Raw genomic sequence first — 22,878 nt, forward strand, 5'->3', positions numbered from 1 at the left:
CGCCGCTGCGCGGCTGCTTCGCCCTCGGATGACGAAGCTGGTTAGGCTTCGGCCAAGCTCCAGCGTTTGCGATAATAGCGAACGATGGACGGCACCTAGAAAATAGCTCCTTGGTATAAAACCGCCTCCGCCTCTTCCGGCGCAAACCGTCTGGCCAGTGTCCGAAACGCACTGTGCACACCGTCGCGGTCGATGTTGCAGCTTCTCAGATGCCGCACCGCCAATGTCGGATCGAAAGCACTGCGGCCATGTAGGACGCGCTGGTTGTCGAAGACCAGCACTTCGCCGGGCTGCAACTGGTGCTGGAACTGGTTCTGGGGATCGCAGATCAGCCGCGTCAGTTCGGCCAGCGCTTCGATCAACCCATCGATCCGGTCCAGAGGTGCCCATTGCGGCGCCAGGCAGCGGTCATTGTAGCGGATGCCGGTGACCGCGCCTGCCGCATCGAGGCTGATGACATGCGCCTCGGCGCTGAAGAAAACCTCGCCTTCATGTTCGCGGTGAAAGGTAACACCGTGCCGCGTCAAGAGATCGAACAGGTCGGGCGTGCGCGTCCGCATCCGTTCGGCGACATGAAAGCCGTCGACCATCAGCGACGTGCCGCCGGCGCCGGCGCCCGTGCGGATGGCGTGGAAGAAGATGAAGCCCGGCGGCGCGTAGCGGAACGGCTCGTCCGTGTGCGGGATCTGCGCCCGCGCCGTCTCGCCCGCCACCCGCGCATCCGGCCGCGAGATGAGGTCGAACACCTTGCCGTAACTCGTCTCGCGGATCGGCCCGTAGCGGCCGGCGACCCGCGCGGTTGCTTCCGTCTCGGCCGGAACGCCGATCAGCATCGCTATGCCTTGATCCCTTAGCGCCCGGAGCGACTGGAATAGCGCTTCGTCCTCCGCGACCACCGCGTCGAAGGCGAAGCGGCCGAGCCGTGCGGTGAGATCGTTGTTCCACATTTGCGGCGTGAAACGGCCCGGACCCGAGCCGCCGGCATGACCCGCCAGGAAGGTCGGATCGTAATGCGACACATGCCCGTCCTGCCAGATGGCCGTGACCTGCCCCGGCACGGAGACATCGAAACTTTCTGCATGGATTGCCTTGTCGACATCGGCCGGCGTCAGCCACCTCTTGCCCGAGGCGGTGTCGCCACATTGCCCGCATTCGCAGGCCAGCCGCAGCCAGCGCGTCGAGAGTTTTGCCGATCGGCCGTCCGCCAATTCGACGGCAATGCGTGCGCCTTCCGCGCGCATGGCGCGGATTGGCGCGACGGCATGTCTTTGCTGTTGCTTTGGCGTGTCGAGCATCTGGCTTCCCCTGCGGTTGAATTTCCTCGACCAGCCTAGGCAAGGAAAGTCCCGCACTCAAACGAGTTCCCTTCTCCAGGTTTTGAGGTAAATTCAAAACATGACGACGCTTAGGGATTTACCGCTGTCGGGGTTGCGGGCGCTGGTGGCCGCCGCCAGGGCCGGCAGTTTGACGCGCGCGGCCGAAGAGTTGGGCGTCACGCCCGGCGCTGTCGGCCACCAGATCCGGCAGCTGGAAGAGCGACTCGGCGTCAATCTGGTCCGGCGCGAGGGCAACGGCATCGTGCTCACCCGTGCCGCCGAGGCCGCCTTGCCCGATATCGATCGCGCCTTCGATGCGCTGGCCTCCGGCATGCGCCGGCTGCGCTTCGAACGCCAGGCCGAAACCTTCACCATCTCGGCCGATCCGTCTTTCGCTTCGCTCTGGCTGGCGCCGCGCCTGGCCATGGTGCGGCCGGCCTTGCGGCGGCTCGAGGTTCGCATCGTCGCTTCCGTTGCGCTCGATGCCATGGCTGAGGAAGGTATCGACCTCGCCATCAGCTACCGCAAGGGATCGGCATCTGACATCGCCGCACTCGACCTCTTCACCGAACGGGTCATCCCCGCCTGCGCACCGGCGCTGGTCCAGGATCGTGCCGGGACGGACAGGGCCGAAGTGCTGGACAGGATGCCGCTGCTGCACATCGACCCGATGATGGGCGACGATGTCTATCCCACCTGGCGGGACTGGTTCGTCGTGGCGGCGCGACAAAGGAAGGACATCGACCAGGGTCCGCGCTTCGGTTTGACGATCGTCGCCGCGCAAGCGGCGATCGCCGGCATGGGTGCGTTGCTGGCCAGCGAACTGGTGCTGCGCCGCCATCTCGACGCGGGCCACCTCGTCGAGATCGCGCGCGAAGTACCGGCACTGACCATAGGGCGTCGCATCGTGTGGCCCGAGCACGGCCCGAAGGCGCGCCACGCCGCGACGGTGGCGGCGGCGCTTCTGGCGGCGGCCGGCGCCGGCATCGATGGCGCCCTGCCGCGATGAAACTCCAATGCATGTCGCCCGGCGCGCCTTAGAAAAACAGCCTCTGGAGCCGTAGAAGCCCGGCCACCGCGCCGGCTATGAGCGCGTTCGAGATCACGCCGATCGCGGCGGTCGTCCAGGCGATATCGCCGGACTGGCCAAAGACCATGAACGGAAATCCGGCGGCTATAACGACAATCGCCACGAACAATCCAAGCCAGCCACGCTTGGCCGCTTGGCCACCCGGCTGAGGAAATAGGCGATCCCGACCAGCAGGATCCTGAGCGGGTCCAATATCTGGGCAATGACGATGGCGGTCAGGAGCATGGCCGGGAATTGAGCCTCCAAATCTAGCGCTGGAACCCGTGCAGCCGGGCAAGCAACCACTGCACCGGGTTGCCGACGAAGGCGCGGGTGACGAACGTGTCGTGCGCGGCATCGGAGGCAAGCAACGCGATAGTGCCGGCTTCGAGGCTGCGGGGCGGATCGGAACTGGCGTTGATGCCCTGGCCCGCCAGCAACTGCCTGATCTCGGCATTGCCGGAGGCCGAGGATTTGCCATAGGCGCTGACGAAGAAACGCTTCCGGTGCTGCGCGACCCAGTTGGCGAAAATGTCGGCCTCGTCGAAGACGGCGTCGAGCAGGATGACGCCGAACAGGCGTGCACTGATGTCGCCATTCCTGAGCACGAAAGCGGTCGGGTTGTAGCCGCCGCTATAGGCGACCAGCACCACCGGCATGGCGTCGAACCTTGCCGTCTTGGCACCGCTCAATTTGGCCAGGCCTTGCGCCGCCTCTGCCATGAATTTCGCAAAATAACCCGGCGTCCAGAAATTGCCGGCGCTGGAATCCTGCGCATTGCTGGCGAATTGCGGCGCCACCAGCACGGCGTTGAGGCCGGACGCCGCGACCTGCGAGACGACCCGCTGGCGGCCGACGACATCGCGCTGCAAGGTTGCCCCGTTGCCATGGAAGAATACGACGATGACCGCCGGCTTTGCCGGATCGAACCCTTTTGGCACGGCCAGCAGCGTCGAGCGGTCGGAATAGGTCTCATCTTCCCAATAGACGCCGCCGCGCGGTGAGGTGTGGCCGCGCCTTCCGTCCGCCGCCGTCACGTCGAGAAACGGCGCGGAGCCATCGGGCAGCTTGCCCCGGTAGGGAAAGGGTGACGCCTTGAACGGCACGATGGTCGAGATGGTCTTGTGTAAGCGCGCCCCCTGGCTTGCCACCGGAAACGCGGCCGTGGCCAGCAGTCCGGCAACGATGGCGCGCCGGTCCGGCATCAGGCCGCCACCAGCCGCACATCAGGCGCCTTCGACGGCAACAGCACGGCGAAGAAGGCGGGGATGGCGATGAGATAGGCGATCGCCGACCATTGCAGCACGGCGCTCAGCCCGAAGCTGGTGGCGATGATCGGCACGGCAGCGGAGCCGATGACCGAGAAACAGCCATTGATGCCCCACGCCCAGACGAAAAGATGCTCCTTGCCGAGCCGCGCCAGCCAGGTCATGGCGGTGGCCATAGGCATGCCCATCAGGAAGGCCGGCGGCGACACCAGCAGGAAGCAGAGCAGCAGCCGCACCGCATAGGGATAGGCGCCGATCCGGTCGAGCACCGGCGACAGATAGAAGCCATAGGTGAGCAGCAGCACGCAGACAGCCAGCAGCACAACGGGCAGCAGCGTCCTGGCGCGGTCGAAGATGCGCTCGGCGAACAGGCTGCCGAGCCCGGAAAACACCAGCATCGAGGAGATCAGCACCGAGGCCGACACGGTCGGATTGGCGAGCGCCACGGTGAAGCGGCTGATCAACCCGACCTCGACCATGATGTAGCCGAGGCCCAGACAGGCGAAATAGAGGATGGTGCCGAGCTTGCCGCGCGAGCGCGAGAACACGATGCGCCAGCCGAAGAGGACCGGCAGCAGCACCAGCGATGCCGCGGTGATGCAGGCGATGCCGAGCGTCGCCCAGATCAACAGATAGCCCCAATCGTCCTGGAACAGGTCGAGCCGGTCCAGCGTGCGCGGCAGGTCGGCGACCTTCACATAGGCAGCGAAATAGGGCTGGTCGTTGCTGAGCGCCCGCACATCGAAGACGTAATCGCTGGCCAGCTTCTCCCAGCCGCCGGTCAAAAGCGCGTGCCATGCCATGCGCTGCAGTTCCGTCGCCGGCAGCACCTGCGGGCCGGTATCGCCGCCGGCGCCCGCGCAGGCGTCGAGCGTCGGATCGGCAGGCGCCGTCGGATCGCAGTCGGGGTTTGCGGGCGCGGTAGCGTCGGCTGGCGCGGTCGCGTCGGCGGGCTGCGTCAGCGTCGCGTCCTGTCCGCTGCCGAAGATCGAGGCGCGGTAATCATCGAGTACCTTTTGCGCGCCCGAACCGTCATAAACCATTCCTGGATAATAGACCTCTTCCCAGGACATCGACCTGGTGTAGTCGCGCAGCGTCTTGATTTCGGCCTCGCTGAAGCCGCCGCGCTTGAACAGCACAGTCGTGGTCGACAGGTAACTCGACACGGCGAAGATATCGTTGGCAGCGCCTTGCGGGTCGAAGGTTTTCGCTGCCTCGGCAACGGTCGAATAGAGCTTCAGCACCGATTTCGGCGGCTCTTCCTTGTTCCACAAGGTGACCGACAGCACGCCCCCATCGGCCAGCGCGTGCATGTAGCTCAACATCGCCTCATGCGTGTAGGCGTATTTCTCCGAAATGGCGAAGCCGCCCGGATTGGACAGGCCGACGCTGTCTGCCAGACTGAGATCGATGACGTCGTAGCGCTCTGTCGTGTTGGCGAGGAACAGACGCCCGTCATAGTCGATCACCTTGAGCCGCGGCTCGGCCAGGATATCGCCGGTGACGTCCTTCAGAACAGGATCCCGGAACGCCCGCAGCGTCATCGGGTTGCTCTCGGCGACGGTCACCGAGGTCGAGCCGGCATTGAGCGCGGCCTGCGTCGAGATACCGCCGCCGAACTGCACCACGAATGTCTTGGGCTTGTCCTTGATGACATAGGGATAGTGCATCGGCAGGTAGCGGAAATAGACCTGCTCAGCCGGCGCCAGATTGCGCATGATGCCTTCCGGCCCGTCGCCGTCGCGGTACATGCCGACATAAGTGTTGGCGGGAACCTCGGGCATGCCGAAGGCGGCATTGTCGCTCAGGCCCGGCGCGAAATGCATGTAGGAGCTGGCATAGACCTGCAGGTCGCCGAAGGGCGAGACGCTGCGGTAGATACGTTTGCCGTCCGGGAAGTTACGGGCATAGGCGACACCCTTGTACTGCGACACGGCGATGTCGGGGATGCCGAGCCAGCCTGGCAGCATGAGGTAACCGGCGATCGACAGCGCCGCCACGACAACCCCTGCGACAACGCTTTTCCAGGCGCCAAAGGCGAAGAACCACAGCAGCGACCCGGCCGCCCACAGCAGCAGCGGCACGACGATGATGGTTTCCGGCGCGAACAGATAAAGCGACACCAGAACCACGAGGCCGGCCAGCCCCGAGCCGGTAAGGTCGGCGAAATAGACGCGGCCGAAGGCGGTGCGGCTTTTCAGGAAGACGATGCCGAGAAAGAACGCGCCGGCCAGGAAAGGCAGGAGATAGAGCAGGAAATTCGCCAGGAGCCGCCATTTCTGCTCGGGGTCGGAAACCAGGAAGATGGCGTTGAACGGCACTGTCTGGGCAATGAGGTTGGAGCCGACCGCGAGCGGGCCGATCAGCAGCAGGGCCGCCGTGGCGGCCCCTTGCCAATGGCGGTCGAACCAGCCCTTGCCGGCGAAGATAACGACGCTGGACAGCGAGAAGCCGAGCATGGCGAGGCTGACCACCAGCGAGCCGAAATGCGACCAACTGCCGACAGCGAAGACGCGCATCACAGCGATCTGCAGCGCGACGATGGCGCCGGCGATCAGCCCGACCGCCAGATAGTGCGCGAGCCGCGGCGCCTCGAGCGAGGCGATGCTTGGCCGAGAGGTCGATACGACAGCCGTCATTCAAGCCCCTTGATGCGGCGGTTCAGCTCAACAGGCTTGGACCGGCGCGCCAACTCATCCGTTGTGCGTGCCGACGATCTGGTCGCCTTCCAGCTTGGTGAACGGCACGAACGGCACCACCTTGCCATTGTAGATGTCCGAGCGGACGATGTTGAACGTGCCGTCGGCGAGTTGCTGCTTGATCACCTTGAGCACGTGCTGGGCGCCCGGCGGACCGACCGGAATGACCATGACGCCGTTGGGCTTGAGCTGCTGCAGCAGCGACGGCGGGATGTGGTCGATGCCGCAGGTGACGATGATCTTGTCGAACGGGCCGACGCTCTCCCAGCCATAATAGCCGTCGGCACTGCGGCTGGTGACGGAGCCGAACACGCTGTAGCCGCGATCGATCAGGGCGTCATAGGTGCGGCGGGTGCGCTGTGCCAGCGGATTGATGATCTCGATCGTGTGTACCTTGTCGGTGAGATTGGCCAGATAGGCCGACTGGTAGCCGGAGCCGGTGCCGACCTCGAGCACGGCTTCGCCAAACTGCACGTCGATAGCCGTCGTCATGCGCCCGACGAGGTGCGGGCCGGAAATGGTCACGCCGTAGCCGATGTCGAGGAAGGCATGATCATAGGCGCGCGCCAGATTCTGCGGCAGCACGAATTCCTCGCGCGGAGTGGCGAGGAAAGCGCGCTTGTTGCGGTCGTCCAGCACGTCCTTGTTGTAGACCATGATCTGGAAGCGATCGAATCGCTCGGCTAGGAACTTCGGATCCTCCCCCCGATTGGCCACCATCCAGTCGATGAACGATTTTTTGTCGTTGAATGGGAGTTCGGCGTTGCGGTCGTAGGGAACCGGCACATTGGCCCTGACCGAGGTCGGAAGAATGGAAAACGCCGCAGCACCCGCCGACAGCGCCAAGAAGTCCCGACGCTTCATGGAAAAGCCTCCAAAAGTGGCCTTTGCCACCCCAAAACCAAGCACTTAATCCGATTGCACCGCCTCCCAAAACGAGTCAATGGCCGTCGAAAGACAGCCGCCTGGCCAGGGATTTTGTGGCAGGAGGGCAACAGTTTGGCCGGTCGACAGGGCCTTTTTCAGCTGAAACGGTCGCCAAGCACCCTCGCCAGGCGGGACCCCGGGTGGCTTTTTGCAGATTTGGCGCAGGCCGTTTTGCTTGACTCGGCCGCCAAAAACAGGCAGCAAACTTGCTTCGGAAGGGCTGCAATACCGCGTGCATGATCGTGGACGAGCCTTTTTTGGCACAAAGTCCACGTCTCTTGGTTGGTTTTGAGAGGGATTGGTTAACCAACTTTGTCCATATTTTGAAGCAATCGGCAACCAACGACAGGCGCGGCAAACGCGTCGGGGACCACCTGGGATCACTCACAGAATGGTCGTCGCGGCTGACAAGGCCACGTACGGGGAAAACCGATTGGAGCAAGATTGGTTGCATGGCGTTGTCGAGTAAACGAAAAATGATCTGGGACCAGCGCGAGGGCGGAGAGCTCGTCGATGCGCCGCGCACCCCTTCCTTCAACCCGCAACGGATCGTCCGCTGGGTCGCGGTGCCCGGTGTCAGCGCTGCCGTCGGCCTCTGGCTGATCGGCACCATGGCCGGCCTCAGTTCCGTCGGCGCCTCGCTGTCGGCGACATCGGGCGGCCTGCCGCAGACGCTGTCCATGCCTGGCTCGCTGGCGCTGGCCGATCCGTTGAAGCAGCATTTCCTCAGATCCTCGGCGCCCTTCGTGCTCGCCAATGCCCATGGCGGCGCGCAGGCGCTGCACGACCACGCCGTGCAATGCGGCGCCAGTTGCTTCAAGCTGGCCAGCGTGAGCCCGCTGGCGGAGAAATCCGCACGCCTCGTGGCGCAGGCAAAGCCAGAACAGCCAATTGTGAAGTCGAAGGCGCAGGAGCGTTTCGAACGCGTGGAAGCATCGCTGTCGCCGACCAGGCTTGCCGCCGCCTTTGCCGGTGCCGGCAAGCCTGTTGCCACGGCCGACGCCCGCCCGGTGATTTCCAAGGCCGCGCCGCAGATTACCGAGGCATCGCTGGTGCCCTCCGTTCAGGTCATGGCCAGCCTGTCTGATGACATGCCGGCTCCGGCGGCGGAACGCTTCGCTCCTGCCGATACCGGTTCGGTTGTCGTGCAGACCGCGCCCGCGCCAATGGGCTTTGCGCAGTCGGAGACGCCTGACAACACGCAACTGGCGCTGGCCCTCGTGGAGTCGATGCCCGTCGAGGACGAAGCATTTGCCTCGCCGCTGCCGATGACTGAATCCCCCGCCGATGTCGCGGTTGCGCCTGTCGAGACCCAGCAGGAACAGCCCGGCGACGCCGCCTCCTTGCCGGATGCGCTGACCGACGACGTGCCGCTGCCGACCCATCGCCCGCAATATGACGCGCCGCAACCCAAGGCCGTGGAACAGGATGAGCCGGCTTCGCAGCCCAAGATTGCTCAGCCCAAGCTCGCCCAGCAGAAGCCAGCGCCGCAGGCAAAGCCGGTCCAGCAAGCCCAGCCGGCAAGGCCAGCCCGGGCCGGCCGGTCTGGCGAAGGCGGCGACGTGCTGGCCTACGCCAAGCCGGACACGCCCTCTGGCGGCCTTGGCCAGGCGTTCAGGAACCTGTTCAACGGGCCGAGCGCCGGAAGCGGAGCCGGCCACGGCGTCGCCGTCTATGACATCAGCGCCAAGACCGTTTACATGCCCGACGGCCAGCGGCTCGAGGCACATTCGGGCCTCGGCGCCATGGTCGACCAGCCGCGCTATGTCCACGTCAAGGATCGTGGTCCGACGCCGCCCAACACCTACAATCTGTCGCTGCGTGAATCGCGCTTCCATGGCGTCGAGGCCCTGCGCCTGACCCCGGTCGGTGGCGGCAACAAATACAACCGCGACGGCCTGCTTGCCCACACCTACATGCTGCGCGGCGGCCGCGCCGAGTCCAATGGCTGCGTCGTCTTCCGCGACTACGCCCGCTTCCTCGCCGCCTTCAAGAAGGGCAAGGTTACGCGCCTCGTCGTGGTGCCGCGCCTGAACGGATCGCCGACCCGCGTGGCGGCGGACAACGCACGCGGCGCCTGACCGCGACAGGCAGGTAATCCATGGCACTGCCTCCTCCTGACAGCCTTCTGTCAGGAGCTGCATCCGGGCATGCGGCTTGCCTCATCGCGCTCTTTCCATTTTCGCCAAGACCTCCCATATTCAGGTCATGGCCAAATCCCCCGATAAGAGAACGCCGCCGACGGCGGATGCCGACCGCGCCGCGCCGAAGCGGCGCAGCCCGCTGACCGATTTCCTCGACGCCTCGGAGCCGCTGCACAGAGGCGGGTTCGCCGAGATGCCGCAGCCCGAACTGTCGGGCACGCCGCTGACCGGTTCGATCGCCGACTGGGCCGAGCAGATCGAACAGGAGGCAGAACGCGAAGGCCGCCAGATCGGCAAGGGCGACGGCGGCAAATCGCCAAAGCCGTCGAAGAAGATCCCCGAACGCTCCGCCGCGCCCGGACGCACCGCGCGCGGCACCTCGATGGGCGGCGCGGCCACCGCCCGCGAACGCGCGGCGGCGGGTCTCAATCCGGTCGCCGGCCTCGATGTTTCGCTGGAAGAAGCCGAGACGATGACGTCGAGCGGCGTCACCGCGACGGTCGCCGCTCTGTCGGCGCTGATCGAATCCGGCAATCCGCTGCACAAGGACGGCGTCCTCTGGACACCGCACCGTCCCGCCCGGCCGGAAAAGTCCGAGGGCGGCATCGCCATCAAGATGGTGTCGGATTTCGAACCGGCCGGCGACCAGCCGACCGCGATCAAGGATCTTGTCGAAGGCGTCGACAACAACGACCGCACCCAGGTACTGCTTGGCGTCACTGGCTCCGGCAAGACCTTCACCATGGCCAAGGTGATCGAGGAGACGCAGCGCCCCGCCTTGATCCTGGCACCTAACAAGACGCTGGCCGCGCAGCTCTATTCCGAGTTCAAGAAGTTCTTTCCCGACAACGCGGTGGAGTATTTCGTCTCCTACTACGACTACTACCAGCCGGAAGCCTACGTCCCGCGCACCGATACCTTCATCGAGAAGGAATCCTCGATCAACGAGCAGATCGACCGCATGCGCCATTCGGCGACGCGGTCTCTGCTCGAGCGCGATGACGTCATCATCGTCGCCTCGGTGTCCTGCATCTACGGTATCGGCTCGGTCGAGACCTATACGGCGATGACCTTCCAGATGCAGATCGGCGACCGGCTCGACCAGCGCGCGCTGCTCGCCGATCTCGTTGCCCAGCAATACAAGCGCCAGGACATCAATTTCGTGCGCGGCTCGTTCCGCGTGCGTGGCGACACGATCGAGATCTTTCCCGCCCACTTGGAAGATCGCGCCTGGCGCATCTCGATGTTCGGCGACGAGATCGAACAGATCACCGAGTTCGACCCGTTGACCGGCCAGAAGACCGGCGAGCTGAAAAGCGTCAAGATCTACGCCAACTCGCACTATGTGACGCCGCGCCCGACGCTGAACCAGGCGATCAAGTCGATCAAGGAAGAACTCAAGCACCGGCTGGTGGAGCTGGAGCGGGCCGGCCGCCTGCTCGAAGCACAGCGGCTGGAGCAGCGCACCCGTTTCGACCTCGAAATGCTGGAAGCCACCGGCTCCTGCGCCGGCATCGAGAACTATTCGCGCTACCTCACCGGCCGCCAGCCGGGCGATCCGCCGCCGACCCTGTTCGAGTACATTCCCGACAATGCGCTGGTCTTCATCGACGAAAGCCACGTCACCGTGCCGCAGATTGGCGGCATGTATCGCGGCGACTTCAGGCGCAAGGCGACGCTGGCCGAATATGGCTTCCGCCTGCCGTCCTGCATGGACAACCGGCCGCTGCGCTTCGAGGAATGGGACGCCATGCGCCCGCTCTCCGTCGCGGTTTCGGCAACTCCGGGCGGCTGGGAAATGGAGCAGGCCGGCGGCGTCTTCGCCGAGCAGGTCATCCGCCCGACCGGCCTGATCGACCCGCCGGTCGAGGTGCGCCCGGCGAAAAGCCAGGTCGACGATGTCGTCGGCGAGATCCGCGAGACCACAAAGGCCGGCTACCGCACGCTGGTCACGGTGCTGACCAAGCGCATGGCCGAGGACCTCACCGAATACCTGCACGAACAGGGCGTGCGCGTGCGCTACATGCACTCCGACATCGACACGCTCGAGCGCATCGAGATCCTGCGCGATTTGCGCCTCGGCGCCTTCGACGTGCTGGTCGGCATCAACCTTCTGCGCGAGGGCCTCGACATCCCCGAATGCGGCTTCGTCGCCATTCTCGACGCCGACAAGGAAGGATTCCTGCGTTCGGAGACCTCGCTGATCCAGACCATCGGCCGCGCCGCCCGCAACGTCGACGGCAAGGTCATCCTCTATGCGGACCAGGTCACCGGCTCGATGGAGCGGGCGATGGCCGAGACCAACCGCCGCCGCGAAAAGCAGATGGAATGGAATGCGGCCAACGGCATCACGCCGGAGTCGGTCAAGTCGCGCATCTCGGATATTCTCGACTCGGTCTACGAAAAGGACCACGTCCGCGCCGACATCTCGCAGTTCACCGACAGCGCCGGCGCCATGATGGGCAACAACCTCAAGGCCCATCTCGACGCCATGGAGAAGCAGATGCGCGACGCCGCCGCCAATCTCGACTTCGAGAAGGCCGCCCGCATCCGCGACGAGATCAAGCGTCTGCGCGAGATGGAACTCTCGATCTCAGAGGACCCGCTAGCCAAATACGCCGACATGGAGAGCCCGGTCTCGGGCCGCGAAAAGGGCAAGCACAACAAGGGCGTGGCCAAACACCGTACGGCGGAGGAGCAGGAGCGTTTCCGCAAGCTCGACGAAGCACGTGCCGCCGAAGAGGCGGCCAAGGCGGGCCGACCCAACCTCTTCCGCAAGCCGGCCCTAGACGAGATGGGCGCCGATGGCGCCGTGCCGGTGAAGAAGCCGCTCTTCGCCAAACCATCGATTGACGACATGGGCCCAGGCACCGACATGCCGACGCCGGCAGGTGCGGTGTCGCGCTCGCTGTTCAAGAAACAGTCGGCGTCCGAAGCGCACGGCTCCGATTTCGGCATTCCCGGAGAGCCGGTCAAACCGCTGTTCAAGAAGAACTCGCTGGACGAGATGACGGTGCGGCGGACGGAAAAGCCGGTCGAGGGAAAACTGCCGGCGAAGCCACAGCCAATCTCCCCCCTCGTGGGGGAGATGTCCGGCAGGACAGAGGTGGGCGCAAAGGATCGCGACGGCAAACCAATCGTCCGTCAGCGCGCCGGCATCGGCTCTTACGAGGATCCAGGCGATGCGCGCCGCGAAAAGCGCCGGCCGGGCAAGACGGGTCGGCCGGGGCGGTAGCGCTTTTTCCCTTCTCCCCTTGTGGGAGAAGGAAACTGCGCCCCACTTGCCTCCACCCCCGCCTTTGGTGTAATCGCTCCCCAACACTCGAACGTCTTGAAAGGAGGGCTCACGTGTTTACGTTTCATCGTCACCATCGTCAGCGTGGCCCGATTTCTGCCCTGCGAGCTAGCTTGCAGGGCTGACCAGGGACGGTCCGGGTTTTTTCCCGCTTCGATTTTTTGGTCTGCCCTTCGTGGTGCGCAACGCCGAGCCTGATGGCCAGCACGCGCACCGTCAAAGTGCATCCGGAGGTGTCTCCGGCAAGACCAGAGAAATCCCAAATGGCCCTGATCAGCCTCAAATCCCTCGGCGTTACCATGAGTGCGCCGCTTTTCGCGCACCTCGACCTCACCATCGGCACTGGCGACCGGCTCGGCATCGTCGCCGCCAATGGCCGTGGCAAGTCGACCTTGCTGAAATGCCTGACCGGCGAGATGGAACCGACCTCCGGCGACATCACCCGCACGCGCGGCCTGCGCGTCGGCCATGTCGAGCAGGCCGTTCCCCCTGCCCTGCTTGGCCGCACCTTCCATCAGGTGGTTGCCGATGCCTTGCCGCCGGATCAGGCCGACAGCGAGATGTGGCGCGTCGACGTGGTGCTGGATTCGCTCGACGTGCCCGAGCCGATGCGCGGCCGGGAAATGCGAGCGCTGAGCGGCGGCTGGCAGAGGCTGGCGCTGATCGCCCGCGTCTGGGTCACCGATCCCGACATGCTGCTGCTCGACGAGCCGACCAACCATCTCGACCTTGCCCGCATCAGCCAGTTGGAAAGCTGGCTGAGCGCCCTGCCGCGCGAAGTGCCTGTTATCATCGCCAGCCACGACCGCGCCTTCCTCGACGCCACCACCAACCGGACTCTGTTCCTGCGCCCGGAACAATCGCCGGTGTTTGCGCTGCCCTACTCCCGCGCCAGACAGGCGCTCGACGAGGTCGACGCCTCGACGGCGCGCAAGTTCGAGCGTGACATGAAGGTCGTCCAGCAGCTGCGAAAGCAAGCCGCCAAGCTCAACAACATCGGCATCAATTCCGGCAGCGACCTGTTGACGGTGAAAACCAGGCAGCTCAAGGAACGGGCGGAAAAGCTGGAAGAGGCGGCGGTATCAGCGCATCGCGAGAAATCGGCCGGCGCAATAAAACTGGCCAATCGCGGCACCCACGCCAAGGTGCTGATCACGCTCGACGACGCAGCCGTCGAAACGCCGGACGGCACGCTGCTGTTCAGGACCGGCAAGCGCCACATCTGCCAGGGCGACCGCATCGTTCTGCTCGGCCGCAACGGCGTCGGCAAGTCGCGCTTCGTCAGCCTGATCCGCAACGCCATCGTCGAGCCCGACACGGTCGCGAATGTGAAGGTGACGCCGTCGACGGTGCTCGGCTACAGCGATCAGGCGCTGTCCGGCATAGGCGGCGACGACACACCGCTGGCGATGGTATCGCGCCGCTACGATGTCGGCGAACAGCGCGCCCGCTCGCTGCTTGCCGGCGCCGGCGTGGTCATCGAGATGCAGGAGAAAAAGATCGGCGTGCTGTCCGGCGGGCAGAAGGCGCGGCTGATGATGCTGGCGCTGAGGCTCGCCAACCCCAACTTCTACCTGCTCGACGAGCCGACCAACCATCTCGATATCGATGGCCAGGAAGCGCTGGAGGAAGAATTGCTCAAGCACCAGGCCAGTTGCGTCCTCGCCTCGCACGACCGCTCCTTCATCCGCGCCATCGGCAACCGCTTCTGGCTGATCGAGAAGCGGCGCCTGACCGAGGTCGAAGACCCCGAGGACTTTTTCCGCGAAGTGGCTGACGCGGGTGGTTGAAGGCGATGCCTCGACCGGGCTGGCATTCGAGCTTGCCGGCCCGCACTTTCCCGCCAGCCGAAAAAGGCGCATCCTGAAGGTTCCGCAAGCCGAGGGAGGAGACCGGTCATGCGCGGGGTGGACGTCGTCAAGACCCTTTATGATGCCTATGCGAAACGCGACATCGTGGGCGCGCTGGCCCACTGCTCCGACGATGTCGTCTTCCGCTGGGTCGCCGAACCGCAGACGCCTTATATCGGGACGGGCAACGGCAAGCAGGAATTCCTTGCCCGCCTCATGGCGCTGGACAGTGATTTCGAATACCGGAACTTCGTCCCGGTGGACATTATCGACGGCGGCGACAAGGTCGCGGCGCAGGTCGAAATCCATTTGACGCGAAAAACCACCGGCAAGGAATTCGTCATGCGCGCCGCCAACTTCTGGACCCTGCGCGACGGCAAGGTCATCGAGATGGTGGAGTATTACGACACGGCGCTGGCCGCCTCGGTCACCTGAAATAATTTCGACGTCCTGTCGGATCGCCTGAACCTGCCTCGTCCTTGGGATGCCTGCACGATGATGCCGGCTTCAACCCAGGGAGAACCTTGTCATGTCCGTCCTTTCATCCATCGGTCGCATCGCAACCCAATATGCGGCAGCACGTGCCCGCCATCGCAGCGAACGCATCCTGCTCTCGCTGCCAGCCGAACTGCGCAAGGACATCGGCTTTCCGGAACTCTTCGACGCGCGGAACAGCCGTCGTGCAACTACTTTCACGGCCAAGGTCATATGACCGCGACCAGCCTGTCCATGCGATTGTCGCTCAACACCTCCGGTTGCCCGGTGTGCCCGGGCCCGGCCCGCTAAAAAATTTGCGCGGCCATGTAGAATTGCCGTCACCTCGTGCGTCCTAGGCTTTGCAAGGCCAAGCCAAACGCAAAGAGGAGCAAGACATGACCGACCAGACCCCACCACGAGCCGAAGTGCTTGGCGGACTGACCCCCTATCTGCAGGTCGACGGCGCCATCAAGGCCGCCGAATTCTACAAGAAGGCCTTCGGAGCCGAGGAAGTCTTTGCCTATCCGGCCGACGAAAAAGGCCGCACCATGCACATCCACCTCCACATCAACGGCTCGACGCTGATGCTCGGCGATGCTTATCCCGAACACGGCCACCCGCATAAGGATGCGCAGGGCTACACGCTGCAGCTCCATCTCGACAACGACGATATCGATGCCTGGTGGCAGCGCGCCGTCGATGCCGGCTGCGAAGTCGTGACACCGCTGCAGGTGATGTTCTGGGGCGACCGCTGGGGCCAGGTGAAGGATCCCTTCGGCGTCGCCTGGGCGATGAACGCGCCGGTGAAATAGGTTTTCCTGGCGAGCAGGCGTCGCCCGCCAGGGCTGACGTGCTCACCGCGCCGGGTCGTACCCCGCCGACCCGGCGCTCATTTTTCAACAGAGGAGTTTATCATGTCCTATGTCGATGGTTTCGTGCTTGCCGTGCCAAAAGCCAAACTCGACGACTACAAGAAACTCGCCAACCTCGCGGGCCCCATATGGATGGAACACGGCGCGCTGGCCTATGTCGAATGCATCGGCGACGACGTGCCCTATGGCGAGGTGACCTCGTTTCCGCGTGCCGTTCAGGCAACGGACGACGAGATCGTCGTCTTCGCCTGGGCGGTTTATGAATCCAGGCAAAGCCGCGATGCGGTGATGGCCAAGGTGATGGCCGACCCGCGCTTGACACCCGATTGGGGCCCGATGCCTTTCGATATGAAGCGCATGATCTTCGGCGGCTTCCAGCCGTTCATCGAGCTTTGAGCGGCTGAGCCCTCTCAGCTTCGTCATCCACGGGCGGAGCAGCCGCGAAGCGGCGTCGCGAAGACCCGAGGATCCATGCCGCGACCTCGATCGAAGGACGCAGCTGAGCAGTATTCTGTACCGTTTTCAAGGCCTTAACGTCGCGGCATGGATCCTATGGTCCGCGCCGCGTCGCTTTGCTCCTTGCTCCGCCATAGGATGACGAAGCGGAGAGGGCTCCGGCCCATCGATGAACGACGCGCTAATCCAGCCTATCCAGCAGCGGCTTCAGCCGATCCCCATAGCGTTTCCACAGGTCGACCGAGCCTTGATACATCGGCTGACGCACCTGCGCGGCGGACGCCGTGCGCACCGGCCGGTCGGTCGCGTGGAAAGACAGCACGGCATCGTCCCAGGGCAGGCCGAGATAGTCGATGAGCGCCCGGCTCTGCCCTTCCTGATCGGCGACGAAATCCTCATAGCGAACATCATGCACGACGCCGGGCAGCACCTTGTGCCAATGCGCCATGATGTCGATGTAGAGGTTATGGAAGTCGGCGAGTTCGTCGAGGTCATAGCCGTAGCGGTGGCTGTCGCCGCGGAAATGCACCTTGTAGATCGACAGGCAGGTTGCCGCCGCATCGCGGGTGACGTGGATGATCCTGGCCTTCGGCATCATCATGTGGATGAAGCCGACAAGCAGGAAGTTGCCCGGCATCTTGTCGGTGACGTGGCCGATATGCGGATAGCGGGCATGCAGCATGTCGAGATAGGCCTGGCCTGCCTCGGCAAAATCCGCATCGTCCGTGTCCGACACGCCCCAGGGGAAGCCGCCCGGCATGGTCGACGGGAACTGCTTGCCGACCACCTTCTTCAAGATGCTGAGCTCGCCCGCACCATAGACCTTCGGATGGCTGGCGATGATCTGCTCGACCAGCGTCGTGCCCGAACGCGGCATGCCGACGACGAAGATCGGCGCGTCATCGGTGATTGGGCTCGGTCTGTGCCTTTGGAAGAAGCCGGCATCGAACACCGTCTTCATCGCCTCGAAATCCGCACGCGTCCTGACGGGATCGTAGTTGATGCCCTTGCGGCGAATGGCATTGCCTTCGGCGAAATAATCGAAGGCCCTGTTGTAGTCCTTCAAATCGTCATTGGCCTTGCCGAGGCCGAAGGACAGCTGCATGCGTGCCAGGCTGTCCTGCGGCGCCTTGGCGTGCTGGGCTTCCATGCCGGCCAATTCGGCATCGCGCTCCTTCTGGCGCTTGACCTGCGTCAGCATCAGCCAGGCCGTGGCCATGCCGGGATTGATCGCCAGCGCCTGCCGGAACAGATCGGCCGCCTCGTCGAGCTTGCCCTTTTCCATCAGCCCGACGCCAAGCCCGTGTAGCAGGTCCGCATCCTTGGGGCGGATGGTCAGCGACTCGCGAAAAGTCGCCAGCGCCTCATCCAGCCGCCCTGATTCCTGCAGGGTTTCGGCAAGCCCGATGCGGGCGCGCACATGAAATGGATTGCGCGCGACCGTACCGCGATAGATCTCCTCGGCCTCCTCGAACTGGCCGAGCTGATTCAGCGACGAGCCGAGATTGTCGCGCGCCGCGAGTTGGTCCGGCCGCAGATCGACCGCGCCACGGAAGAAATCGATGGCCGCGGCAACGCGGCCGAGGTCACGCATCACCGTGCCGAAATTGTTGAGGAAATCGGGGTTCGTGGGCTGCAGGCTCACGGACTGTTCGAGGAGATCCAGCCCTTCTTCGCTGCGTCCGGTCTGATGCAGCAGCAGCCCCAGGAAATGTGCCGCGGCCGCGTGTCTGGGCTGACGCGCCAACACCTGCCGGTAGATTGACTCAGCCTCTTGCCTGCGCCCTGCCTGGTGAAGTTGCAGCGCCTGCTGCACATACTGGTCGAGGCCCAGGGGCGGTTGTCCGCCCGCGCCAGACCTGGCTCCCGCACCCGCCGCTCGTCTCTGATCTCTGTTAATGGGAAACCTGCCGTGTTTGTCCGCCTCTGCGATCTAGGCCATTGGCGCGGCAGGTTCAAGTCTCAGTGTGGTTCTGCGGCCTTTCCATCGCCATGAACGCGATCAGACCAGGCGGTTGCTTTCGGCGACCTGTCTGGCCCGCCTTACGGTGCCATCGGTATCGGCGATCGTTCGCCTTGCCGCCTCATCGCTTCTGATGGTCAGCCGTGCCGACTTGACGATCATCGGCTGGCCGGTCGGGCCAACGGCAACGGCGTGTATGATGGCCGGCTTGGCGATCGGGTTGATCGCGACGGTCTTCCCCCTTGAGCCTCTTGTGGAAATCATGGTTCTGTCCTCATTTCGGAGTAAATAAAATGGCGCGCAAGGGAAACACCCTTGCGAATTTTCAATGTTTTTTAGAAATATTCCAAACCGATAGCATAATTATATGAATATTCATAGCGATGTGTTTTTCGATGAGAGGCGGAAAATTTCGGAAATCTACTTGAATAGCCAGCCATGTCGACATATGTAAGACAAATCGTTTTGGCCAGAATTGGCATCTCGCGGCGTCAGAGGTTTTCGACCCGCCAAATCTTATTCCAAATCGTTGCTACCGGACGCGCCGCACCTTCGCCGCGCGACGACATCTCAACACGCGAAAGACACATATGAACACCGGAACCGTGAAGTTCTACAATGGCCAGAAGGGCTTCGGCTTCATTCAGCCGGCCGATGGCGGCAAGGACGTTTTCGTCCATGTCAGCGCGCTGGAGCGCGCCGGTTTCCCGGGTCTCGCGGAAGGCCAGAAGCTTCAGTTCGAACTGGAGCGTGACGGCAAGGGCCGCGAGTCGGCCGCCAATCTGCAACTGATCTGATCAGGCCGAATTCGATGAACGCTGACCACGGATGTACTGGCAGCTCTCGAAAGAGGCTTATTTCCAGCGATTGCCGGAAATAGGAAAGCGGGGCTTGTCCCCGCTTTTTTGCATTCAGGCAGCGGTTTTACATGACGCCCAACGCGTGGGCACATCAAGGCCAGGACAATGTCGGACCGAACCACCCATTCCATCGCGCATTTCGCGGCTCCCTTCACGTTCGGGGGGCTGGAAGGGCCGTTGCCGGCTGGCGACTACGACATCGATCAGGACGAGGAACTGATAGAGGGCGTGTCACGCATTGCCTGGCGCCGCGTCGCCACCTTCATTCACCTGCCGGCAAGGGCTGTTAAGAACCCGACCACCAGCCAGCTTGTCGCCATCGACCACCTCGAACTCGAAAACGCGCTGAAGCGCGACCGGGAGAATGCAGCATGATCCGTTTCCAGCAGAATGCGCGTCCGCGCACAGATACCCCCTCGCATCTCTTCGCCATCGGCCAGACCGTGCGCATGAAAAGCCGTGGCGGCCTCCTCCTCAAGACAGCCGAACTGTTCGAGATCAAGAGCAGGCTGCCGGTCAAGGACGGCTCGCCGCAATACCGTATCCGCAGTGACCAGGAGACCCACGAACGGGTCACCACGGAAGACAATCTCGAACCGGCCGGCAATCCGGTGGTTGGCAACAATCCGGCGGCCTGAGACCTCAGCAACGTCAGACAACCCGCACGAGGAGCAGACAATATGGCCAAGGGCCAACAGCGCAGCAACCGCGAAACACGCAAACCCAAGAAGGACAAGGTGGTGGCCAAGCCCGCCTCTCCGTTCGGCTCGTCGGTCAAGCAGGCCGAGAGCGGCCTGAAGCCGAAAACGAAGGGCTGATAGCCTGGGGTGCCTCGCGCCCCCCAGCCCTGCTCCGAAGCAGGCTGCAAACTGACAAAAAGGCCTTGCCAAGTCCTGCCACGGAGGCTTGCTTGAACTTCGTCATCGAGTTCTACCGGTCGCGCGACGCCGAGGAAGCGATGCTCGACAGGGTGTCGCTGGAAGCACCGACGCTACGCGCCGCCCTGCAGGGCGCGGCCGCTCTGTTCCACAGCCTGGCCATGCCGCAGACCCCCGACCGCCTGCGCATTTCGGATGAGCATGGCAGCGAGCTTTATGCCGGTCCGGCCGATGGAGCGTATCCGGTCTAGGGCGTTTCACCGTTTTCACCGAAACGGCGAACCGGTCCGCCTCTTTGTTTCGACGCAATTCCGGCCGGAAAACCGTTCACACTCTTCCTGGAATTGCTCCGGGCTGCCACCAGTATCATTGCCGCGCAACCGCAACCGCAACCGCCCCGCGACGTTGACCCTGCACATCGACACGCAGGAGCCGCCAATGTCCCTCACCGCCTTTGCCATCAACTGTTCCCTGAAAGCCTCGGGCGAAAAGGAAAAATCCTCCACCGACAAGATCGTCGCCGATCTGCTTTCGGCGCTCAAGCCGCATGGGGTGAAGGGCGAGGTCGTGCGCGCCCTCGATCACGACATCAAGGCCGGTGTGCTCTCCGATATGGGCAAGGGCGACGACTGGCCCGCCCTGCGTGAGAAAATCATCTCCGCCGATATCTTTATCCTTGGCTTGCCGATCTGGATGGGCCAACCCTCCAGCGTGGCCAAGCGCGTCATGGAGCGCATGGACGCTTTCCTCTCCGAAACCGACGACAAGGGCCGCATGCCGGCCGCTGGCAAGGTGGCGCTGGTGGCGATCGTCGGCAACGAGGATGGTGCGCACCATTGCCATGCCGAATGCTTCCAGGCGCTCAACGATGTCGGCTTCACCATACCGGCCAATGGCGGGGTCTACTGGGTGGGCGAAGCCATGGGCGACGTCAACTATGTCGACCTGCCGGCGACCCCCGAAAAGGTCGACGGAATGATCGAGATGGCCGCGTCAAATGCGGCACATCTGGCTGCCCTGCTGAAGGGCAAAGCCTATATCGGCGTGGACAAGTAACGAGTTCCCGCCTCCTCAGCACGGCCCGTCGCCGACAATGCGGTAGTCCGCGGCGCGGGCTTCGCAGGCATTGGGGAAGCTGCGCGTCTCGCCATGGCGGCGGGCGCAGACCGGAGCGTATTCGCGGGTGCAGAACGTCTGCTCTTCCCCGCCGCCGCCGCCGCCGCCGCCGTCGCGGCAAGGACCGTCGCGCACGACGCGGTAACCGGCTCGGTCGGCAAGGCATGCATTGGCGAAGGTCTGGCGATCACCGCCGCGCCGGGCACAGACCGGTTCATATTGCCTGGTGCAGAATTGCGGTTCGGGACGCGGCGGACGTGGACGAGGCCCCGGCCCGTCATCGACGACGACGGTGCAGGCGGCCAGCAGCGCCGACAGGAACAGGACGGCAAACCCTTGCCGCGAAAAAACTGACGCCAGGAATTTCATGCTGATCTCTCCCTCGATCCCATCCCCGATCGCGATCCTCGCCATTCGCCCTTCAAATGCAACCCCGTTCGCGGCTATCCACACTGCAAACGGAGGGCCATGGCGGGCATTCGATCGCGCCGCCGGGCCACCCCTGGCCCATGCGTGACCCTGTCCGTGGGCCGATGACCGGCCGGACAACCAGGCCTATCTGCGGCCGGTCGACGCTCAGATCGGTCGATTCATGCGTCGGGATGCCCTCATAGCGGCGGCCCGCGGCGCTATCTTGCAACCTTCACGTTTCCGTGCGATAAATTCCGTGTTCGGGCATTTGCGACCCGGAGAGCGGAACGTTTTGGACGACCTTTCCCCGATACTGTGAATCTCTGACGGCCCCGTTTTTCGGCGGGGGGTTTGACCATGCGCCAATGCATGACTGCCGAAAGCAACCACCGGGAACTGCCCTCGACGCCAGGTGGCGGGCAGGACCACCAAAGACTGAACGGGTGAAGGAGTTTCCCCAATGGCCCAGACCGGCACCGTTAAATTCTTCAACGCGACCAAAGGCTTCGGTTTCATCACGCCCGACGGCGGCGCCAAGGACGTGTTCGTCCATATTTCCGCGATCGAGGCATCGGGCCTGCGCACGCTCGTCGACGGCCAGAAGGTCACCTTCGACGTCGAGCCGGATCGCATGGGCAAGGGCCCGAAGGCGGTCAACCTCCGCGCTGCCTGAACCATCGGCACGCCGCGCGTCCTTGAGGGCGAGCGAACGAGGTTCCAGGGCTTGCCCAGCCTCTGGGCACGCAGACAGATTTTGAAAGGCGCGGCGGTTTTCGCCGCGCCTTTTTCATGTCCGCGATGCAGCATGAATGCATGTCGCCCCAAAGTGGATCCGGTTTTGGATCGACGACATGCATCATAACAAGGGCTTGAAGCGTGACGCGCTTTAAGTGCCTAAAAAACTTTCTCTTGCCGATGACGCTAAAATAAAGGACAAATTTCCTCTCGGGCATTTGCCGGCCCGAGACTGGAGTTTATGGGATCAAAGGAGCTTCCCATGCCGCAGACCGGCACCGTCAAATTCTTCAACCATGCCAAAGGCTTCGGCTTCATCACGCCGGACGATGGCGCGAAGGATGTCTTCGTCCATATTTCGGCCGTGCAGGCGTCGGGTCTTCCCGGTCTCGAAGATGGGCAGAAAGTAACATTCGACACCGAGCCGGACAAGCGCGGCAAGGGGCCCAAGGCCGTCAACCTGTCTGTGGGCTGAGCCGGCTTCACGCTGTCGGCTCCGGCAGGGCAGCCCAGCTCATTTCGAGCGTGGTTCTTGACGCCCT

At 63.7% G+C, this 22,878-nt stretch carries 24 protein-coding genes; 16 read left to right on the forward strand and 8 right to left on the reverse strand.

The annotated features are described in order from the left end of the window. Window positions 1-95: 95 nt before the first annotated feature. Complete coding sequence (locus AC1VON_RS30380; protein WP_483125901.1) at window positions 96-1,295, reverse strand: TauD/TfdA family dioxygenase; 1,200 nt, start codon at window positions 1,293-1,295, stop codon at window positions 96-98. A gap of 100 nt (window positions 1,296-1,395) precedes the next feature. On the opposite strand from AC1VON_RS30380, the gene AC1VON_RS30385 reads away from it, so the two are divergent. Continuing rightward, window positions 1,396-2,325, forward strand: a complete 930-nt coding sequence (locus AC1VON_RS30385; RefSeq protein WP_483125902.1) for a LysR family transcriptional regulator — start codon at window positions 1,396-1,398, stop codon at window positions 2,323-2,325. Between the two features lie 28 nt (window positions 2,326-2,353). On the opposite strand, the gene AC1VON_RS30390 is transcribed toward AC1VON_RS30385, so the two are convergent. From AC1VON_RS30390 to AC1VON_RS30405, 4 genes are all read right to left on the reverse strand, one after another. Continuing rightward, window positions 2,354-2,509 (reverse strand): hypothetical protein, encoded by a 156-nt coding sequence (locus AC1VON_RS30390; protein WP_483125903.1) that lies wholly within the window; start codon window positions 2,507-2,509, stop codon window positions 2,354-2,356. 145 nt (window positions 2,510-2,654) lie between these two features. Further along, window positions 2,655-3,590 carry a hypothetical protein gene (locus AC1VON_RS30395; RefSeq protein ID WP_483125904.1) on the reverse strand — a complete coding sequence of 312 codons (936 nt, stop codon included), beginning with the start codon at window positions 3,588-3,590 and terminating at the stop codon, window positions 2,655-2,657. Further along, window positions 3,590-6,292: a spermidine synthase family protein gene (locus AC1VON_RS30400; RefSeq protein ID WP_483125905.1), complete on the reverse strand. Its 2,703-nt coding sequence runs from the start codon at window positions 6,290-6,292 to the stop codon at window positions 3,590-3,592. The genes AC1VON_RS30395 and AC1VON_RS30400 overlap by 1 nt, the downstream gene beginning before the upstream one ends. Window positions 6,293-6,346: 54 nt before the next feature. Continuing rightward, on the reverse strand, window positions 6,347-7,216 hold the full coding sequence (locus AC1VON_RS30405; RefSeq protein ID WP_172348979.1) for a protein-L-isoaspartate O-methyltransferase family protein: 870 nt from the start codon (window positions 7,214-7,216) through the stop codon (window positions 6,347-6,349). A gap of 515 nt (window positions 7,217-7,731) precedes the next feature. Here AC1VON_RS30405 and AC1VON_RS30410 point away from each other — a divergent pair. The 7 genes from AC1VON_RS30410 to AC1VON_RS30440 all read left to right on the forward strand — a co-directional run bounded on the left by AC1VON_RS30410 (window position 7,732) and on the right by AC1VON_RS30440 (window position 16,313). Continuing rightward, a complete protein-coding gene (locus tag AC1VON_RS30410; protein WP_483125906.1) occupies window positions 7,732-9,360 on the forward strand; it encodes a DUF2778 domain-containing protein in 1,629 nt (542 codons plus the stop codon). Window positions 9,361-9,487: 127 nt separating this feature from the next. Next, window positions 9,488-12,658, forward strand: coding sequence for an excinuclease ABC subunit UvrB (uvrB, locus tag AC1VON_RS30415; RefSeq protein ID WP_483125907.1), 3,171 nt, complete (start codon window positions 9,488-9,490; stop codon window positions 12,656-12,658). Between the two features lie 323 nt (window positions 12,659-12,981). Next, window positions 12,982-14,508: an ABC-F family ATP-binding cassette domain-containing protein gene (locus AC1VON_RS30420; RefSeq protein WP_483125908.1), complete on the forward strand. Its 1,527-nt coding sequence runs from the start codon at window positions 12,982-12,984 to the stop codon at window positions 14,506-14,508. 108 nt (window positions 14,509-14,616) lie between these two features. Next, a complete protein-coding gene (locus AC1VON_RS30425; RefSeq protein ID WP_483125909.1) occupies window positions 14,617-15,003 on the forward strand; it encodes a nuclear transport factor 2 family protein in 387 nt (128 codons plus the stop codon). A gap of 94 nt (window positions 15,004-15,097) precedes the next feature. After that, window positions 15,098-15,280 carry a hypothetical protein gene (locus AC1VON_RS30430; RefSeq protein WP_483125910.1) on the forward strand — a complete coding sequence of 61 codons (183 nt, stop codon included), beginning with the start codon at window positions 15,098-15,100 and terminating at the stop codon, window positions 15,278-15,280. A gap of 160 nt (window positions 15,281-15,440) precedes the next feature. After that, window positions 15,441-15,857: a VOC family protein gene (locus AC1VON_RS30435; protein WP_172348974.1), complete on the forward strand. Its 417-nt coding sequence runs from the start codon at window positions 15,441-15,443 to the stop codon at window positions 15,855-15,857. A gap of 102 nt (window positions 15,858-15,959) precedes the next feature. Next, window positions 15,960-16,313, forward strand: a complete 354-nt coding sequence (locus AC1VON_RS30440) for a DUF1428 domain-containing protein (protein WP_140777245.1) — start codon at window positions 15,960-15,962, stop codon at window positions 16,311-16,313. A 241-nt stretch (window positions 16,314-16,554) separates the two neighbouring features. Here the strand turns inward: AC1VON_RS30440 and AC1VON_RS30445 are convergent, their stop codons facing one another. Both AC1VON_RS30445 and AC1VON_RS30450 read right to left on the reverse strand, forming a co-directional pair. Further along, window positions 16,555-18,189 carry a tetratricopeptide repeat-containing sulfotransferase family protein gene (locus AC1VON_RS30445; protein ID WP_172348972.1) on the reverse strand — a complete coding sequence of 545 codons (1,635 nt, stop codon included), beginning with the start codon at window positions 18,187-18,189 and terminating at the stop codon, window positions 16,555-16,557. A 186-nt stretch (window positions 18,190-18,375) separates the two neighbouring features. Continuing rightward, window positions 18,376-18,600 (reverse strand): hypothetical protein, encoded by a 225-nt coding sequence (locus tag AC1VON_RS30450; RefSeq protein ID WP_483125911.1) that lies wholly within the window; start codon window positions 18,598-18,600, stop codon window positions 18,376-18,378. A gap of 326 nt (window positions 18,601-18,926) precedes the next feature. On the opposite strand from AC1VON_RS30450, the gene AC1VON_RS30455 reads away from it, so the two are divergent. The 6 genes from AC1VON_RS30455 to AC1VON_RS30480 all read left to right on the forward strand — a co-directional run bounded on the left by AC1VON_RS30455 (window position 18,927) and on the right by AC1VON_RS30480 (window position 21,130). Continuing rightward, on the forward strand, window positions 18,927-19,133 hold the full coding sequence (locus tag AC1VON_RS30455; protein ID WP_140777249.1) for a cold-shock protein: 207 nt from the start codon (window positions 18,927-18,929) through the stop codon (window positions 19,131-19,133). Window positions 19,134-19,301: 168 nt separating this feature from the next. After that, the gene (locus AC1VON_RS30460) at window positions 19,302-19,571 is read left to right on the forward strand and encodes a hypothetical protein (protein ID WP_172348970.1); all 270 of its coding nucleotides are present in this window, start codon (window positions 19,302-19,304) and stop codon (window positions 19,569-19,571) included. Then, a complete protein-coding gene (locus AC1VON_RS30465; protein WP_056578914.1) occupies window positions 19,568-19,834 on the forward strand; it encodes a hypothetical protein in 267 nt (88 codons plus the stop codon). Before AC1VON_RS30460 ends, AC1VON_RS30465 begins: the two co-directional genes overlap by 4 nt. A gap of 42 nt (window positions 19,835-19,876) precedes the next feature. Next, window positions 19,877-20,014: a hypothetical protein gene (locus AC1VON_RS30470; protein ID WP_483125912.1), complete on the forward strand. Its 138-nt coding sequence runs from the start codon at window positions 19,877-19,879 to the stop codon at window positions 20,012-20,014. Window positions 20,015-20,106: 92 nt separating this feature from the next. Further along, a complete protein-coding gene (locus tag AC1VON_RS30475; RefSeq protein ID WP_172348969.1) occupies window positions 20,107-20,325 on the forward strand; it encodes a hypothetical protein in 219 nt (72 codons plus the stop codon). A gap of 187 nt (window positions 20,326-20,512) precedes the next feature. Continuing rightward, entirely contained in the window at window positions 20,513-21,130 is a 618-nt protein-coding gene (locus tag AC1VON_RS30480; protein WP_172348968.1) for a flavodoxin family protein, read from the forward strand. A 15-nt stretch (window positions 21,131-21,145) separates the two neighbouring features. Here the strand turns inward: AC1VON_RS30480 and AC1VON_RS30485 are convergent, their stop codons facing one another. After that, on the reverse strand, window positions 21,146-21,559 hold the full coding sequence (locus tag AC1VON_RS30485) for a Kazal-type serine protease inhibitor family protein (RefSeq protein ID WP_483125913.1): 414 nt from the start codon (window positions 21,557-21,559) through the stop codon (window positions 21,146-21,148). Between the two features lie 502 nt (window positions 21,560-22,061). Here AC1VON_RS30485 and AC1VON_RS30490 point away from each other — a divergent pair. After that, window positions 22,062-22,274, forward strand: coding sequence for a cold-shock protein (locus AC1VON_RS30490; protein ID WP_006202520.1), 213 nt, complete (start codon window positions 22,062-22,064; stop codon window positions 22,272-22,274). A gap of 324 nt (window positions 22,275-22,598) precedes the next feature. After that, window positions 22,599-22,811 carry a cold-shock protein gene (locus AC1VON_RS30495; RefSeq protein ID WP_008877668.1) on the forward strand — a complete coding sequence of 71 codons (213 nt, stop codon included), beginning with the start codon at window positions 22,599-22,601 and terminating at the stop codon, window positions 22,809-22,811. Window positions 22,812-22,878: the final 67 nt, after the last annotated feature.

It is taken from the genome of Mesorhizobium sp. HAY1-8B (assembly GCF_056868045.1).

What these genes read in the sequence shown, in the direction of transcription:
- AC1VON_RS30380 (WP_483125901.1), bottom strand. Translation starts at nt 1,295, where the DNA reads ATGCTCGACACGCCAAAGCAACAGCAAAGACATGCCGTCGCGCCAATC.
- AC1VON_RS30385 (WP_483125902.1), top strand. Translation starts at nt 1,396, where the DNA reads ATGACGACGCTTAGGGATTTACCGCTGTCGGGGTTGCGGGCGCTGGTG.
- AC1VON_RS30395 (WP_483125904.1), bottom strand. Translation starts at nt 3,590, where the DNA reads ATGCCGGACCGGCGCGCCATCGTTGCCGGACTGCTGGCCACGGCCGCG.
- AC1VON_RS30400 (WP_483125905.1), bottom strand. Translation starts at nt 6,292, where the DNA reads ATGACGGCTGTCGTATCGACCTCTCGGCCAAGCATCGCCTCGCTCGAG.
- AC1VON_RS30405 (WP_172348979.1), bottom strand. Translation starts at nt 7,216, where the DNA reads ATGAAGCGTCGGGACTTCTTGGCGCTGTCGGCGGGTGCTGCGGCGTTT.
- AC1VON_RS30410 (WP_483125906.1), top strand. Translation starts at nt 7,732, where the DNA reads ATGGCGTTGTCGAGTAAACGAAAAATGATCTGGGACCAGCGCGAGGGC.
- uvrB (WP_483125907.1), top strand. Translation starts at nt 9,488, where the DNA reads ATGGCCAAATCCCCCGATAAGAGAACGCCGCCGACGGCGGATGCCGAC.
- AC1VON_RS30420 (WP_483125908.1), top strand. Translation starts at nt 12,982, where the DNA reads ATGGCCCTGATCAGCCTCAAATCCCTCGGCGTTACCATGAGTGCGCCG.
- AC1VON_RS30425 (WP_483125909.1), top strand. Translation starts at nt 14,617, where the DNA reads ATGCGCGGGGTGGACGTCGTCAAGACCCTTTATGATGCCTATGCGAAA.
- AC1VON_RS30430 (WP_483125910.1), top strand. Translation starts at nt 15,098, where the DNA reads ATGTCCGTCCTTTCATCCATCGGTCGCATCGCAACCCAATATGCGGCA.
- AC1VON_RS30435 (WP_172348974.1), top strand. Translation starts at nt 15,441, where the DNA reads ATGACCGACCAGACCCCACCACGAGCCGAAGTGCTTGGCGGACTGACC.
- AC1VON_RS30440 (WP_140777245.1), top strand. Translation starts at nt 15,960, where the DNA reads ATGTCCTATGTCGATGGTTTCGTGCTTGCCGTGCCAAAAGCCAAACTC.
- AC1VON_RS30450 (WP_483125911.1), bottom strand. Translation starts at nt 18,600, where the DNA reads ATGATTTCCACAAGAGGCTCAAGGGGGAAGACCGTCGCGATCAACCCG.
- AC1VON_RS30455 (WP_140777249.1), top strand. Translation starts at nt 18,927, where the DNA reads ATGAACACCGGAACCGTGAAGTTCTACAATGGCCAGAAGGGCTTCGGC.
- AC1VON_RS30460 (WP_172348970.1), top strand. Translation starts at nt 19,302, where the DNA reads ATGTCGGACCGAACCACCCATTCCATCGCGCATTTCGCGGCTCCCTTC.
- AC1VON_RS30465 (WP_056578914.1), top strand. Translation starts at nt 19,568, where the DNA reads ATGATCCGTTTCCAGCAGAATGCGCGTCCGCGCACAGATACCCCCTCG.
- AC1VON_RS30470 (WP_483125912.1), top strand. Translation starts at nt 19,877, where the DNA reads ATGGCCAAGGGCCAACAGCGCAGCAACCGCGAAACACGCAAACCCAAG.
- AC1VON_RS30480 (WP_172348968.1), top strand. Translation starts at nt 20,513, where the DNA reads ATGTCCCTCACCGCCTTTGCCATCAACTGTTCCCTGAAAGCCTCGGGC.
- AC1VON_RS30485 (WP_483125913.1), bottom strand. Translation starts at nt 21,559, where the DNA reads ATGAAATTCCTGGCGTCAGTTTTTTCGCGGCAAGGGTTTGCCGTCCTG.
- AC1VON_RS30490 (WP_006202520.1), top strand. Translation starts at nt 22,062, where the DNA reads ATGGCCCAGACCGGCACCGTTAAATTCTTCAACGCGACCAAAGGCTTC.
- AC1VON_RS30495 (WP_008877668.1), top strand. Translation starts at nt 22,599, where the DNA reads ATGCCGCAGACCGGCACCGTCAAATTCTTCAACCATGCCAAAGGCTTC.